The organism is Sedimentimonas flavescens, assembly GCF_019264375.1.
GTDB lineage: Bacteria > Pseudomonadota > Alphaproteobacteria > Rhodobacterales > Rhodobacteraceae > Rhodobacter > Rhodobacter flavescens.
Window position 1 is genome coordinate 123,060 of the sequence record NZ_JAHVAI010000008.1, and the last position, 14,813, is coordinate 137,872.

General features: G+C 63.1%; 10 protein-coding genes, 1 pseudogene and 1 riboswitch. Of the genes and pseudogenes, 2 read left to right on the forward strand and 9 right to left on the reverse strand.

The window, feature by feature from the left end; genetic code table 11:
- Positions 1-43 precede the first annotated feature (43 nt).
- Together KTQ37_RS17015 and KTQ37_RS09725 are read right to left on the reverse strand one after the other, a co-directional pair.
- A complete protein-coding gene (locus tag KTQ37_RS17015; protein WP_218630321.1) occupies positions 44-412 on the reverse strand; it encodes a DUF3293 domain-containing protein in 369 nt (122 codons plus the stop codon).
- A 99-nt stretch (positions 413-511) separates the two neighbouring features.
- Positions 512-614, reverse strand: a riboswitch (SAM-I-IV-variant riboswitch).
- A gap of 77 nt (positions 615-691) precedes the next feature.
- The gene (locus tag KTQ37_RS09725) at positions 692-8,170 is read right to left on the reverse strand and encodes a UvrD-helicase domain-containing protein (protein ID WP_218630322.1); all 7,479 of its coding nucleotides are present in this window, start codon (positions 8,168-8,170) and stop codon (positions 692-694) included.
- 153 nt (positions 8,171-8,323) lie between these two features.
- Between KTQ37_RS09725 and KTQ37_RS09730 the strand changes: the two genes are divergently transcribed.
- A complete protein-coding gene (locus tag KTQ37_RS09730) occupies positions 8,324-8,482 on the forward strand; it encodes a hypothetical protein (RefSeq protein ID WP_218630323.1) in 159 nt (52 codons plus the stop codon).
- A 38-nt stretch (positions 8,483-8,520) separates the two neighbouring features.
- Here KTQ37_RS09730 and KTQ37_RS09735 read toward each other — a convergent pair whose 3' ends face one another.
- The 7 genes and pseudogenes from KTQ37_RS09735 to KTQ37_RS09760 all read right to left on the reverse strand — a co-directional run bounded on the left by KTQ37_RS09735 (position 8,521) and on the right by KTQ37_RS09760 (position 13,642).
- A complete protein-coding gene (locus KTQ37_RS09735; protein WP_218630324.1) occupies positions 8,521-9,105 on the reverse strand; it encodes a hypothetical protein in 585 nt (194 codons plus the stop codon).
- 80 nt (positions 9,106-9,185) lie between these two features.
- On the reverse strand, positions 9,186-10,508 hold the full coding sequence (locus KTQ37_RS09740; protein WP_218630325.1) for a vWA domain-containing protein: 1,323 nt from the start codon (positions 10,506-10,508) through the stop codon (positions 9,186-9,188).
- Positions 10,501-11,190 (reverse strand): helix-turn-helix domain-containing protein, encoded by a 690-nt coding sequence (locus tag KTQ37_RS09745; RefSeq protein ID WP_218630326.1) that lies wholly within the window; start codon positions 11,188-11,190, stop codon positions 10,501-10,503. Before KTQ37_RS09745 ends, KTQ37_RS09740 begins: the two co-directional genes overlap by 8 nt.
- A 132-nt stretch (positions 11,191-11,322) precedes the next feature.
- The gene (locus KTQ37_RS16885) at positions 11,323-11,457 is read right to left on the reverse strand and encodes a hypothetical protein (RefSeq protein WP_268921075.1); all 135 of its coding nucleotides are present in this window, start codon (positions 11,455-11,457) and stop codon (positions 11,323-11,325) included.
- A gap of 82 nt (positions 11,458-11,539) precedes the next feature.
- Positions 11,540-12,239, reverse strand: a pseudogene (locus KTQ37_RS09750) (hypothetical protein); the annotation flags it as partial.
- A gap of 189 nt (positions 12,240-12,428) precedes the next feature.
- Complete coding sequence (locus tag KTQ37_RS09755) at positions 12,429-12,911, reverse strand: thermonuclease family protein (protein ID WP_328799713.1); 483 nt, start codon at positions 12,909-12,911, stop codon at positions 12,429-12,431.
- 14 nt (positions 12,912-12,925) lie between these two features.
- Positions 12,926-13,642 (reverse strand): hypothetical protein, encoded by a 717-nt coding sequence (locus tag KTQ37_RS09760; RefSeq protein WP_218630328.1) that lies wholly within the window; start codon positions 13,640-13,642, stop codon positions 12,926-12,928.
- 78 nt (positions 13,643-13,720) lie between these two features.
- On the opposite strand from KTQ37_RS09760, the gene KTQ37_RS09765 reads away from it, so the two are divergent.
- Complete coding sequence (locus KTQ37_RS09765; RefSeq protein ID WP_218630329.1) at positions 13,721-14,719, forward strand: helix-turn-helix transcriptional regulator; 999 nt, start codon at positions 13,721-13,723, stop codon at positions 14,717-14,719.
- Positions 14,720-14,813: the final 94 nt, after the last annotated feature.

Consider the following 14,813-nt stretch of genomic DNA (forward strand, 5'->3'; position numbering starts at 1 on the left):
TGGCCGGGCGCACAATCTGAAGTTCAAATGCCCGTGGTTGAGGTTAGGCGATCAACGCGTCAGCGCGATGAATGGGGGCATGCCGATCTCGAGCCAGAGAAAGCCGTTCTGGCCTAGCGCGCGCGAGTTCGAACGCAGTGTCGAGGTGAAGGTCGAGGCAGCACAGGCCTCGCTCGGTTGGCCATGCGCCATCCTGGCCCCGCCCTTCGGCTTCGAGATGCCGGATCCCGAGCGCCTGAAGCCGTGCCTCGAGGCAGCTCTGAGCCGCTTCGTTTTTGGCGGGCATGCTTGGCTGGCTGCGGGAGTTCAAGGCCGTCAGGACCGCCGCGGTGGTCGCCCCGTGGCCGCGCAGAAGTTGGTCGATCCGATCATCGCTTAGGCCAACCCGCGCAACGCAGAGCGGCTCGCTCATGATCACGTAGTCGGTCGCCTCGTAAGCCGCAAAAAGCTCTGCCGCGCTACCCAATGAAAAACCCTCCGTCGCTGTGGCGAGGAGGGCTGACGACGTAACCTACGACCCCTTGGTTGCCCATCGGCCGCATCCCCTTTCGGGAACCACCTTGCCGGGTCTCGGCAGGTTGGCGTGGACGTCAGCCCAACTCTTGATGCTGATCCTTGGGTACTCCAACCGCCAAACGCAGTCAAGCGCTGCTAAGTCGCGTCGATCATCAACGTCTTCGGAACTGAACACCTAGCGCAGCACCCCTTCAACTAGGACGACATAGCCCCAGCCCTGCGTCGCGACCCTGGGACAGGGCTGAGCTCGGTCGTCGGGCTTTGGCTCGTAGCGGATCACTGCACTGACTTTCAGATCAGTGACGGCGCCTCCCTGCCCGACTGCCTTGGACAGCACCCCGATCTGGCGACGGCCCTCCGTTTCCGACTGGTGCATCAGCGCCTTCCCGGCCCATCGGTCCGGCGCCTCAATCAGGATCGGATCACCGACCGCCACGAATGTCTCGATATAGGTCTGGATGCGCCCGGGATCCGCATTGGAGTGTGACCGGTTCATCGACCAGCTGATGAAAACCTCCTTCGGTGTTCCGGTCAGTATGCGGCCACCGTCCTGCGCGCCCGTAAACTTCTTGATCGTCTTTCCCGCCCAAGAATACTCGCGATCTCCCAGATGGAACACCAGCCGGGACTTCGCGCGGGTCAGCGCCACGTAGAGCAGCCGCGCTTCTTCCGCCGCATCCGCCTCGATCTCTGCGCTCCTGTCGCCGAAGGACATGCGGGACGGCAGCACCACGACGTTGTCGTATTCCAGTCCCTTTACCTTGTGGATCGTGGAGACGAGGATCTCGCCCTCGGGGCGCGTGGCACCGAGGAGGCGCTGCAGCTCGTCGCTGCGCAGATCCTTCAGGAATTCGACCAGCGTCGAGAGATAGGGAAAGACGGTCTCCTGTGCGCAGAGGTCCCACAGTACGGAGAGATCCGGGGCCATCCGGCCTCCGGCACGGGTTTCGGGAATGTCCGTCTCCGCGTGGAAGGCCTCCAGCAGGCGCGCCCGCAGCGGATCGGTTAGGGCCTGGTCCTGTTGTGCGATCTCGCGTTCGAGCAGATCCAGCCAGAGGGCCACATGGCGGAGCGAGCGGATCGCGATGTTGTCGCTGCTCTGCACAGTGACGACGGGGAAAACGCCGGAGAGGGCCCGGTGGACACTGGCCACCTCGTCGTTGGAACGGCACAGGACCGCGAGGGATCCCGGGTTCTCCGACAGGAGCCGCCGGCTGGCGGCGCGGACCTCTTCCAGCGTCCGCTCCCAGCTCCAACCCCGCGCATCGATACGCTCCACCGTCCCCAATGGCGCCCCGTCTACGGCGCGCAGCCGGTCGGTCTTGAGCCGCCGCGAAAGGGTCCGACGGCCGAAGAAGCCGTTGATCATCTCCTGGCTCTTCTCAACGATCTCCGGGCTGGAGCGGAAGTTGACGCCCAGTGTCAGCTCGGACAGGTCCGCGCCGCCGAAATCCGCCCGGAAGCGACCGAAGTAATGATCGGCGAACACGCCTCCGGCTTCCACCGCCGGGCGCCCCCAACCCACACGGACCGGCTTGCGGTTCCAGCGCAGGATGTCCTGATCGTCATCCCCGATCGCCATGACCCCGGCCCGGTCCCCACTCCCCGCATGCAGTGCATGGATGATCTCGTAGACCTCCTCGTTGACGTCCTGGAACTCGTCAACCAGAAGCGCCCGGCACTCGCCGGCCACGCTGGCCCTGAAGGCCGCATCCCGTGTCATCCTTCGGGCGAAGGTCGGCAGGAGCTCTTCGGGCTCGGACGGGGCCGTGTCCCCCAGATGGCGCATCGCGAGACCGTGGAAGGTATGAACCCGGACGCGGGACGCATAGGCCGCGTAGCCGAGCGAACGGAACAGGTCCCGAACCCGCTTGCGGATCTCGAAGACCACGGCACGGTTGAAGGCTAGCACCATGATCTCGGACGGTTTGACATGCTGCTCGCGGATAAGATGGACGATCCGGCCCACGAGAACCGAGGTCTTGCCCGCGCCCGGTCCCGCATTCACCAGCAGGTGGCGGTCAAAAGGGTGCTGCATCGCCGCCCATTGCGCCGGTTCCGGTGAGGTCCGGTAGAAATCGAAGAACTCCGACGCACGGGTCGCCCGGAGCTGGTCGCGCTTCTCGGCGAAGATCCCGGTCTCGTCCTCGATCTCGCCCAGTTGCTCGTCGACGAAGCCCTTGAGCGCATCCACGTCGGTGCAGGCAAAGTAGCCCGGCACGAACCGGTCCCGCGCGTCTTCGGGTAGGTTGGCATGGACCTCCATGCCGAAGATCCGCGTCTCGGCGAAGCGGTTGACGCTGTCGAGCTCCTCGACCAGATCGGGGTATTGCCCCAACCCCGGCACGCGCCCTTGCGGCTGCAGCACGTAGGACGGCGGCAACAGGTCGGGCGAGGTGCTCACGAGCCCGAGCGAGGACAGCAGGCGGATCAGGCTGGAGAGATCCGAAGCGTGGAAGGTCCCGGCGGGATGCGCCTCTTGCATCCGGGTGATGAGATCCGCGACCTCGAGGCTCCCGTCCTTCGGGCTCGGGGGGAACAGGCGCGACAGGGCTGCGGCCTGCGGCAAGAGGTGATCGAGACGCTGCGCCGCGATCCGGCCTTCGGCATCCGGGCAGCGGGCCTGCCAGTAGAGGCAATCGCTCTCCGGGTCGAGACCCTGCTTGAGGCGGATCCCGACAACCCGGGCCAAGGTGCGGAAGCCGTTGATGTAGCTGCGCCGGAACCGGTCTTCCCGCAGGATGAGTTCGACCTGTTCGCGGGACTGCTTCGGAAGTCTCCGAACCTCGGGATCGACCAGCCGGAACGGCGCCGGATCGTACCAGTCGTGCGGGTCGAAGCGGAACCTGCCCGTGCCGCGGAGCTCTGCGAGCAACCGGCGCACCGCCTCCGTCACCCGCTCCATCAGGGTCCGGATATGCGACTCGCTCTCGGACAGCACGGGCCGCGTCGTGTAATCGATCAACCAGACGGGCGTCAGTGCCTCGCGGCGTGCGAGGTCCGCGATCACGGACATGGCCACGTCGAGGCTCTCCATCCGGCAGTGGCGCCGGATCCGGGAGAGATTGATGACGGCCTTGCGTTCCCCGGAGTGCTCGTCGTCGTCACCGGTCCGCAGACCAACGCTGCGCAAGATCCTCTGCATCAGCTCCGGAAGTGCCAGCTCCCTCTCGCTCAGCACATTGGACGTCGCCTCCAAGATGGCCGCTGCGACCTTCCCCGCCAGGCTGTCCTCCTCGGACACTCGTTTCAGGCGAACTGGCGAGAAGCGGATCTTGAGCAGGTCCGGCACCGTGCCCGCCTGCAGGACATGCCCTGCCTCCTCCAACCAGTGGAGCGCCAAGCGCAGGCGCGTGGCATCGCCCCGGCGTTTCGCTGGTGTTCGGTACTTTTCGACGGAGAAGCCGTCCTGTGGAACAAAGGCTATGGGGCTGTCTCCAACCGTCTCGACCGCCTTCAGGATGTCCCTCTCGATCTCGTCGATCTGCGGCACCCGCAGTTCGTTCTCGGCCCGCATGCTCCGGATCGCCTCGAAATCCTGCCCCGAGTAAAGCAGCAGCGCGTCGAGACGGTCGAGCCCCGCCTTCTCGCGCTCCCTGACACCGCGCCCGATCCGGCCCACCTCCTGCAGGTAGTCCTCAAGGTATCCGGGAGAAGCCAGATGCACGACCCAGTGGATGTCGGGGATGTCCATCCCCATCCCGAAGGCCTTGGTCGCCACCAACACATCGAACCCGCCACTTCGGAAGCGGTCGTAGATGTCCTCGCGCGTGGCGCCATCGAGACCGGCGTGGAAGCTCTCGACCTCCTGGCCCGTCTCGCGCGTCAGCTGATCCGCTAGCGTGTCGGCATGAGAGCGGGAGAGGACGAATACCAGCACCGCGCTGCGCTGCCCGGTCTCCTCGACGTTCCTGCGAGCCGTACGTATGACCTTCACGACTTCCGGGATCCGCTCCTGCAGCGCCTTGCCGTCCGTCTCGAAGATGTTCCCCTGCAACTGACGCGTGCGAACACGGATATGAGCGCGCAGCGGGCTGACCTGCGTCGTAGGATCGGGACAGATCGCGAGCGGCAGCCGGTCCGGATCTTGCGACAGTTTCTCCAGCAGACCGCGCATCCGCCGACGGTCCGAGGCCGTGAGGGTCGCCGAGAGCAGCAGGACCGGCGTCGGTTCCGGTAGGCGGCCGGTCCGCAGCCGCGACATCAGGAAGCTGAAGGCGAAGAAGTAGTCGGGGCGGAACTCGTAGCCCCACTGGTTGATGCAATGCGCCTCATCGAAGACGATGTATTCCAGCCCGTCGTCCGCCTTGATCCGGCGCAGTAGCACATCGACGAAACTGGCCACGCGCAGCCGTTCGGGTGCCACGTAGAGCATCACGATCCGTTGGTCGAGAACGCCTTGCAGGACCTCGCGCTGTTCCTCGCGGGACTGGTCTCCGCTGAGGAAGTCCACGGATTCCTCGAACCCCTGTTCATGCAGGCGCAGGACCTGGTCCCGCATCAGCGCCCGCAGCGGCGAGATCACAAGAGTGAGCCGGCGGTTGCGCAGGCCCCGGGCCAGGGCCGGCACCTGGAAGAGCACCGATTTGCCCTCTCCCGTCGGCAGGGTGACGATCACGTCGGCCCGGCAGTCACGGATATGCTCCATGGCTTGGAGCTGTGTCGGCTTGAACCCGGTCACGGGGTTGGTGCCCGCCGCTCCAGAGGGCTGCCAGTGCGTCACCAGGAAGTGCTCCATCGCGGCCATCCCGGAGGGGGCCTCTTCCCGTTCGATCTGCAGCGGGGCGAAGACGGTCTCCAGTCGCCGGCTTTCCTCGCTGGTCCAGGGCGTGAGCTCGACCGCCAGCCGCTTGAAGGCACCTCCCGTCAGGTGCCGCGTGTCCTCCAGCCGGGGGTCGAGCAGGACGGGGACCCGGGCGCTCTCCTCCAGGCCGGTCTCGCGCAGCCATGGCCGCAGCCACTTGTCCACCCGCTTGTCGATCCCGTCGAGTACCATGGACGTGGAGATCTCACGCGGCCCGTCCTCCTGCCCCTCTTCCTGCGCAGCCCAGGCGGGGGCTTCCAGCGCGTACCACTCCTCCAGCGGGGCCGCATCGACGACCGGCTGGAGGGTGATCCCGGTATCCTTCGCCAGCGCGGCCCAGTCGCGCCACGTATCGAGACCGGCGACAAGGCAGTGCCCGTTGGCCGCTGCCCGTTTCAGGTGTTCTCGCCGGCTGCGATGCTGGGGCTGTTTCTCTCCCACGCCCAGCTCGGCCAGCGCCGTTTCCAGCAGGCCCAGCATCGTGCGGCTGCGGGTGCTGCCCACCAGCAGGATCGGCACCGTATCGCTCTCCGCGGGCAGGCTGCGCAGCGTCGCCAGCTGTTCCGACCAGTAGCCGGCCTGCGTCCGGGAGCCGGGATCGCGCACGGTGGTCTGGCGAGAAACCAGCAGCGGACTGCTCGTCCGCGGGCTGCCCGGTCCCCTTACCGGCGTTACCGTCTTCGGCACGGTGATCATGTGGAAGCTCCGCCAGCCTCCGCCCGTCTCCAGCTGGTCCGCTGCCGGATCCCGCACAGCCCAGTCAGTCCCGGCGGCGAGGTCCAGAAGGAGGGTGCTTTCGCGGATCGGGGTCGTCGTCAGAACCCCGGCGGGGGCCTGCGCGCGCGCGACGATCATCCGGGGCCCGTCGGGCAGCATAGCCTGCCCGGACCACGTCTCCGCCTGCGCCCACCAGTGCAGCGAAGCGGGGAGCGGAGAAGCCCGGCAGCCGGACTCCATGTCGGGCAGCGCCGTGGACCCATCGAGCGCGGCCTCCAGCCAGGGCAGCCGCTCCGTCAGCCAGCTCGGCACCATGTTGCGCCGCACGGAGATCCTCTGTGCCTGTGCCCGTTGTAGCACCGCCATCAACACCTTGACCACGGGCGTCCGCCGTTGCACCGCCGTCAGGTCGCCGAACAAGCGCATCGCCCGGATCTCGAGGAAGCCCGGATCGAGCGGGGTCTCCGGGTCGACGGGCGCGATCACGTATCCCGGTACCCAGTCCAGCAACCGCAGGAGCCGATCCGGCAGAAGCAGGGGCTGCTCACGATCGACCGCCTCGAGGACTGCGGGCGTGGCTCGGGCAACGGAGAGGTCGTCAGGCCCCGCATCCACGATCCGCGTGAAGAGCTCTTCCGTGGAGTTGCAGCGTCCAGTTAGGATCGCCTCAAACACGGAGGTATCGAAGCGCACGGCCTGTTGACGGAAGAGATCAAGAGCCGCGCGGGCATCGGCATCGGCAGTGTGATCCCCGCCAAGCGCATGAGACAGGGCTTGGGGCTCGAGCAGGAAGGCGACAAGGAGCGTGTCCCAAACGGGCGTTCCGGGCAGTGAAGGCACGGCCCGCAACAGGATGGGCCAGTCCCAACCTATCGCGTTGTGCCCCACCGCCAGCCGGGTCCGCGTCAAGGCGCTTACCAAGTCAGGCAGACCCTGTTGCAGGCTCCCGGCCAGGCTGCTGCCCTCGAGGCGCGTACTGCCGCGGTGATCGGCCTGTCCGAGCTGATGGATCCGCGCCCCGTCCGTCTCGAGATCGACCGCAAGCACGGTGGTCTCCAGCAACCGTCCCGCCAGCGCGGGCTCGTCTTCCAACGCAATCTCGATCGCCGAGGGATCGCGTGCCCAGCTCTCTTGAAGGCGTGCCTGATCCTCGTCGGAGAGCGCGTGATACAGGACGACGCCCGCATGCGCATCCCGGAACGCGAGGTCGCGCAGGTCACCGACCTGCAGCAGATCCTTTTCGAGTAGGGTCATCAGCCAGGACAGCAGTGGCCGGGGCACCGGCTTTCCCGAGGCCAGCCATTGCCGCGCGAAGGCCGCCTCATGCGCCCCGTCGCCCTTCAGCCATGTGGCCCGGAATCTCTCGGGGTCACCGGCGCTGCTCAGCACGGCCCAATCGAGCAGGGCAACCTTGTGATCCTCGGACAAGCGCCTAGCCTTGCCCCGAGGTCCCGAGACCTGTGCCCACTCTGCCCGGGGCGCGCAAATCGCCGCGAGCTGACTTGGCACGAATGTCGCCAGCAGAGCGGAGAGGTCGGCGACATCCGACATCGGATTGAGGGCCCCCACGAAGGCAAAAGGGCTGCCTTGCGCAGCATGGAGGCGGCTGGTGAGCTCCTCGGAGCTCAGCGCGGCAAGCGCTGTGGCGTAAACCTGCTGCAGGACCGCATCCTCCAGATCGGTGGGTGGGCCCTCCTTCCATTTGCGGCGATACCAGCCTGCCGCAACGATACGTCCGATCTCCTCCGTGCTGGCCTTCCCGAAGAGAGAGCGCCGGATCCGGTCCAGCTCCGTCTGACTGTCCGGTGTGCCCATGCTCGTCCAGTCCCGCCCGGCGACCGGGGTCCAGAGCACGGCAGCGGGCTTGGACGGTTCCCGCGGTGTACTGCCGACCTGGCACAGCAGCCTGTCTCCTTCCTTCAGCGTCAGGAACACTTCTTGATCGTTCGACAAGGCGGCCTTGGCGTGAAAGAAGATCTCGTCCTTTCGGCCCTCGACCTTCAGGAACCCGAAACCCCTCGTCCAAACGATCGTTTCGACCGTAGCAAGGAAGGGCATCTTCAAAAGCGCCTTCTCGGAAATGGAGGGCAGAAGCGGTTGCTCGGTCTGAGCGGCAAGTTCGGAGAGTGGCAATGCAGAATACTTTTTGGAAAATTACCAGTACCGAAGAGTTGCAGCTAAAATACAGCACCACAACAATAAAACGCTGAGTTACCCCCTGAAATTCGAAACTGATATAAGCTGGGCTTTGAAGTCTTCTGATCTTCGACGAGAAGGAGATCAGAGATGTCGAAACGGAAGCGGCACGCGCCCGAGTTCAAGTCAAGAGTCGCGCTGGAAGCGCTGAAAGACGTAGAAAAGTGGACTGTGCTGGCGAGCCGGATTGGCGTGCATTCCACTAGGATCCATCAAAGTCAGCTCAAACTGGAAAAGGCAGTTGTCTAGGAAAAAAGGGGCTATTCAGTCCATGCTTCCTGAGCGTGTTAGCGGTCTTCAACATTCACAGACATCTTGATCTTCACGATCTTGCCAACCCTGGCACAAATGAAGTCAACGTGCAGTCCTGCACTTGAGCTCTTGTCGAGATCGACGACAAAAGACGGCGCATCGAAAAAGTCTTCAAGCCTCAGCCGACCTTTCTTCAGTGTCGATTTCTTCAGAAACCCGGTCCGACGCCTGTTCGTGTCCTGCCGGCGAAAAATGAACTTGTAGTGGCCCTCCAGATCCTCGAAGTCATCCAAATCGTAGAGCGCAAGCTGCGCCCCGTCCCGCGCGCGAAATGCCAAGATGTTGCCAGTGCGCTTTGGATGCGCCGGCTTTCCCACCGGACGTTGATTGTCCGTGCACGGGTGTTTCGGCCAAGGCCAGCCAAGGTCATCAAAGAAGACGCGCCCGCCGTTGGGAGATTGATAGAAGAAAACGGTCTCACCGCAGACCGGGCAAGTTGCGTTTGGAACGATGTAGGACCGAACGGACCGAAACGGCGAGCTTTCTGAAGCCCGACCCTTTTCCTGATAGCCTCGACACCAGCCGCCATGGACATGGATGGGCGTCGGGCGCCCATCCATGTACCTGAATACAATCGGTTCTCCACACGTGTCGCATGTTGCCATCTCCAGAAGCCTATCCTGCCCTCACATGATGGTCATCAATCGCCGCGCTCCATGCGCGCACTCCAAGCTGCCTTGCCCATGCCCCTGCGATCGACCCGGCTCTCCATCGCCAGTGACGCTTGGACCACCATTTCCTTGCGCATCCGGGACGAGAACTGTCGTCCAACGCGTCCCGCCAGCAGCTCGAGTTCCCGGATCATTTCGGGCCCTTGATCCAGGCTCTCGACGTAGCGGCGGAAGTGCCGCAGTTCGCGTTCGATATATCTTTCGGCCTCCTCATAGGCCCCGTCCCGGTTCATGCGTGCCGCAGTGGTCACGACATGAGCGCTCCACGTCCGAGCAACGATCGCCGCGATCTCGATGTCGCGGGACTGGGCCTTGTTGGTATCCCCACCCACGGCAGCGAGTCTGACCCGCACGGTGTCCGCTTCGAGCCTGGCGCGATCGTCAACAGCGCGTCCACTGGCGGTCAGCTCGAATGCAAGCTCGTCATTCTGCCGCGCCTTGGGACAGGTGATCTTGAAAACGGCAACCCGCTCGATGTCGTCTTGAACCGGCCCGAGAGGAACGAGCAAGCGACCGTCGCGGCTCTCGGATCCTGTTCTTCCCAGCACCTCGACCCGCACGCTCGCCGGTACAGTGAGTGCGATCTGTGCATCATCCACGACAGTCCCGAAGATGTCGTCCAGTTCGCCCAGAAGCACAGAGGAGATCTCGCTCGTCAGTTCCGCATCGTGGAGGCGTCCGCCACCGCTCTCGGCAATGCCCCTCAGCAGCTGCTCGTCGTAACCGTCGCCGATGCCAAGGCATGAGGTCAGGACGCCGCGCATCCGGAGCTCGCCTGCGTGCTCGCGAAGCTCTTCAGGGTCGACGATGCCTTCGTTGGCATGACCGTCACTCAGGATGATGACACGTGGAGTCATCCGCGGGTCTTCTTCGGCGATCCTAGCGGCGCACTCGACACCGGCGAACCATCCCCCCGACAGGAGCGTCATGCCCCGCGTCTGAAGACGCGAAATCTCCGACCGAATGCGGGCCGCGTTGTCGGTCGTCACCGCCACGCCATCGAGATGAACGAGGACATCTGACGCAAAGGACACCACAGTAAGCCGATCCCGCTCCGTGAGGCGTTCTGCAAGGCCGAGGGCCGCTTCCTTGGCCGCCTCGAGCTTTCCGCCCCCCATCGAACCGCTGGCATCAATCACGAGGGCAATGTTGAGGGGTGCGCGTTCTGCCGGGCGACGGTCATCTTTTCGGTGAGCCTTCAGACGGGCGACGAGGTAGCGCACAGAGTCGCCGCCCTCCCAGAAGAGTTTGCGGTCAAAAACGGCGGCGGCGGTGAAATTCAAATCAGTCATTTCTTGCTCTCCCGGTAAGAATGGCGCGGAACTGGTCCGCGAGCTGTTCAAAAAGGACCCGCTCGCGAGCCTCGAGATTGCCGCGCACGGAAAGTTCGAGATCCGGCGTGACCGAGATCCGCGTCCAGACCGCCCCTCGCGAGCGCCTCGGCGCCGGCGCTTCGAGCACCTTCTCCAACTGCAAGATCAGCCGCTCGATGCTCGCCAGTTCCGCCTGGCGTTCGTCGGAGCGAGTTCCTCGATAGGACTCCGTCGACGGCTTGCTGAAGCGAGGTTCGAAAGACGGCCGCTCTGACGCGCTCGAAAGGGTCTTCTTCGCGAAAAAGTCCATCGATCGCTGTGGCTGTTCCTCGGTGGCGCTTCGTGTCTGGATCCGCCTGAGGTAATCGCGCGCCGACCCAGTGGAAGCCGTTGTAGGGCCTGCCTCGAGGGCCCACTCTCGGATTTGATCTTCCGCCGCCATCATGAAGCGACGCCCGATCTCAGAGAGCGATAGCCCGTGCAGATCTTTGAGCGCCCGAACGGCAAGCGCACGATATGCATTGCTGGCGGGGTATCGAGCGCCTCGCCCAGGCTTGAAGGGTGGAGCCAGAAGTCCTTCGCTGACCCAGGACCTCAAGGTACGTGCCTCGACCCCGGTACGCTCGCTCAGTTCTTCGAGTGTGAGTTCATTATCAGACATAGCGACGATGTAGGCCGATTAATGCGACATGTCAATATGTCATATTTTTGAGTTTCGATCTCGATCAGGCTGCTACGCATTCTAAGCATCCGACAACGGCTCGGGGCGACGGAAATCTTGCGAGAGCCAGGATCATTCCGTGATCTCTGTCGCGAGCTTGGTCTCCAGGAGCTGCTCCTCAACGAGGACGTAAATGTCATCCGGCGGTGTATTCAGAGAATGGATCATCAGTCCCGGATCAACTCCCATCTCGATGAGATACCGCATCGTCTCCCCTGACTGTGCTGGATACCCTCGACTGCCAGAAAGACGGGCATATACCCCGGCGTGTCATAGTAATGCTGGCGAAGACCAACAGCGCTCTCATTCTGCCCAGGATTGCATTGCCGTCGTCGAAGGCCTGCTCGATGAGAGGCTGCTGCTTAGCGATCTGTTCCTCGAGGTTGCGCAACTCCTCAGTCTTCTGCGTGAGAACGCGAAAGACGGCACCTTCCCCCGCGGTTCCCGAGAGCTGTCCCGTCTTCTCCTGATTGGCTAGCGCTTCGAAGGCCTCGCGCGCGCTGCACTTCACGTCCAAGCGCCTAACCCGAAAGCGCGATGTCGTGTGCCTGTTCCAAGGCCGTCTGGTAGTCTTGAACGGTTCTCGCCAGATGCTGCTCGACGGCAGCGGATCCTGCGAGCGCGGCCGCGTTCAGCCAGCTCGACATCGCGATGATGGCGAGGGACCCGACAATCGTCGAAATCGTCAGCCCGATGAACCCTCCCGCACTTCGCATCGACGGGAGGAGCCGAAGCATGTAGCTCCAGAAGACAAAGATCCCGACGGACACGGCCACCGAATAGGCAACGGCGGCAAAGAAACTCATCGCCCCAATATCCTCCAAGAGCGATGTGACCCCCAGATAGGTATAAATGCCCGATGCGATGGCGAGCACACCAAGAGCGGCGGGTGTGAACGTGTCGAGCCAGACTAGGTGCCCCTCCAGCTCCTTGGCTGTCCGAAGGCCCTTTGCTTCAGCGGCAGTCATCTTATCTTGACGTTCAGACATCACCTGGCCATTTCAAAATCATTAGCCCCAACAGAAGTAACCGCTTTCCGAAGAACGGCGTGCTGGTCCGACCGACGACAGCAATTGTCTCTTTCTATTCCCAGGAGCCCCGCACCCATCGATTGTCGTGCTATCTTCTTTCCGGTCTGCCGTTCGCTTGGCGGCATGCACTCACCCCAACCCTACGAACTAGCAGCAACTGGCCTGCCCGAGTCTCTGGCGGGCACCTGCCGGCTCGAGACTACGATACCTTCCGCCGGAATAGCGCGCGCAATCAAGCGCATATCCATTGGCGACAAGCGCTGCGCCAAGATCGATGTACTCTCTGTCGACTTTGACGAAGCAGACGCCGACCCACCGGTCATAAGTGCGATCGCCATTCAGATCGCAGGTAATTTCTCGACCGCGAATTGCGCGTTGCATGAAGGCCTTCGATTCGCGGCCGTACCGGGCTGACAGCTCTGGCGCATCAACTCCATTCAACCTTATCGGAACTCCGGCGACGACGATCGTGTCGCCGTCACGGACGTAACCAGTTCCAGTCACCCGATCGCGTGCCAGTACGGGATGTATGGCAATCAGCAATGCGATGAACGCGATCGAAACGTGGAAGGATGCCGGAAGGATTCCGCGCAGGAGTGCCTTGAATGTCCTTGTGTCGTGATACTGCACGGATCTGCCCTCGCTCACGCACTCATCGCCTTAGTCTTCCTGCTTTCCTGCCACAGAAGCCAGACCAGGGGCTTCATCTGGGCTTCGCCGAGATATGTCCGAATAGAGAAGATCGGCATGCGTCGCGCCTCGGGGTCCACTCTGAGGAACCAGCCAGGTTCTGGTTCTGCCTCGTCAAGGCTCCCAGCCCAGACACCATGTTCACACCCGAGATAGCAATCTCCACTCTCATGCAGAACACGGTCGCTGGCGATCCAGCGCAGCAACCGCGACGCTTCCTGGTCGACAACGTCCAGAAAGAACGACAGTCCACAACTGGATCGCTCGACCAAACGTTCAAGCGCGTGTGCGCAGAATGAAATCCGATCGATCGCGAACCGGATCAAGGTTCTGCCACTGGTCACGACGAGACGCGTGTAGACGAGCTGAGGCTCGCTGAATAGATCGACGCCATCCGAACGCGTCAGTACGTTCCGCACGTTCCTCAGAACGAGAATGATGCTCTTGAGGTCCGGCGTCATTGCAGCGCGCACCACGCCCGCACGGTTGCGAAGACGTCTTGCAAGCCGAGTCCTTGCCTTCTCCCCTAGGGGGCGGCCCCTAAGCTCGGAGATGATTTCGGAGATTTCGGCCTGTTCCCGTTCCGCGCACTGCATTGCCTGCCGCGCGAGGCCGCGTTTCAGGGCTTTTCGGAGTGATGCACTGACGGCCGTGTCCTTGTGGCTGTTCATCTCGAGTCCCTCAGATTGCACTTGGTCGATAACTTCAATCTATGCGACCTAGATGTCAGAAACTGTCATGGGGGCAGAATGTCTTTCCAGAAAGCGTCCGACCTGCTTCGCCTTGCAGAACTTGCAGCGTCACGATTCCTCGGCGTCGGGCTCACCGACATCGAACAGATCTTCGAGGTGGATCGGCGCACGGCGCAACGCATGACGAAGGCACTCGAAGACATATTTCCCCATTGTGAGACCCGAACCGACGAGGAAAGGCGCAAGTATTGGAAAATCCCTGCCGCGGATCTGAAGCTCGTCGTCTCGCAGGGCATCCGGGACTCCGAGCTCGCGGCCATCGACATGTCAATCCGACGAGCGGAACGGGATGGCGCGGCTGACGAGGTTCGAAGCCTGCGAAGCCTGCGTGACCGTCTCCTTGCAGCAATGCCTGGACCTCACGCCAGACGCGCCGAGGCCGACGCGGAAGCCATGCTCGAGGCCCAGGGCTTTGCCTCGCGCCCGGGGCCAACGGTGCGATCGGATCTTACTTTGCTCCAGACCATCTCGGCAGCACTCAAGGGGCCATTTCAGCTCTCGATCCGCTACAAGGGTGCCAACGACATCGAGGGCAAGGAGCGATTGATCGAGCCACACGGCCTCCTCCTCGGAACGCGTCGCTACTTAGTCGCCCGGCCGGCGGGTGGCGACGGCAGTATGCGCCAGTTCAGACTTGACCGAATTTCGGAAGCAAGACTGCAGCAGAACTCCTTCGCACGAGATTCCGACTTCGACATTGCAACACATGCGAGTCGGGCGTTTGGCTCCTATCACGCCGAGATCGAGTACGGAGAAGTCGTCTGGCGTTTTCGACCGGCGGCCGCAGCCGTCGCTCGGGAGTTTGTCTTCCATCCACTGCAGGAACTGACGGAAGACGAAGACGGTGCGCTGATCGTCCGTTTTTCCGCTTCCGGCCATCTGGAAATGGCCTGGCACCTTTATCAGTGGGGCGACAGCGTCGAGGTGCTGAAGCCGGACACGCTCCGGGAGATGGTGCAGCACCACCGCCGCGGCGATTTCCCATCATTCCCATGATTGAGGATGCCGTCACTGCCTGGATGAGGCATCACGTGCCCACGGATCGGTGCAAAAGCTGAAGTGGACTGCTTAGTGAAGAGGCTTTTCGGTC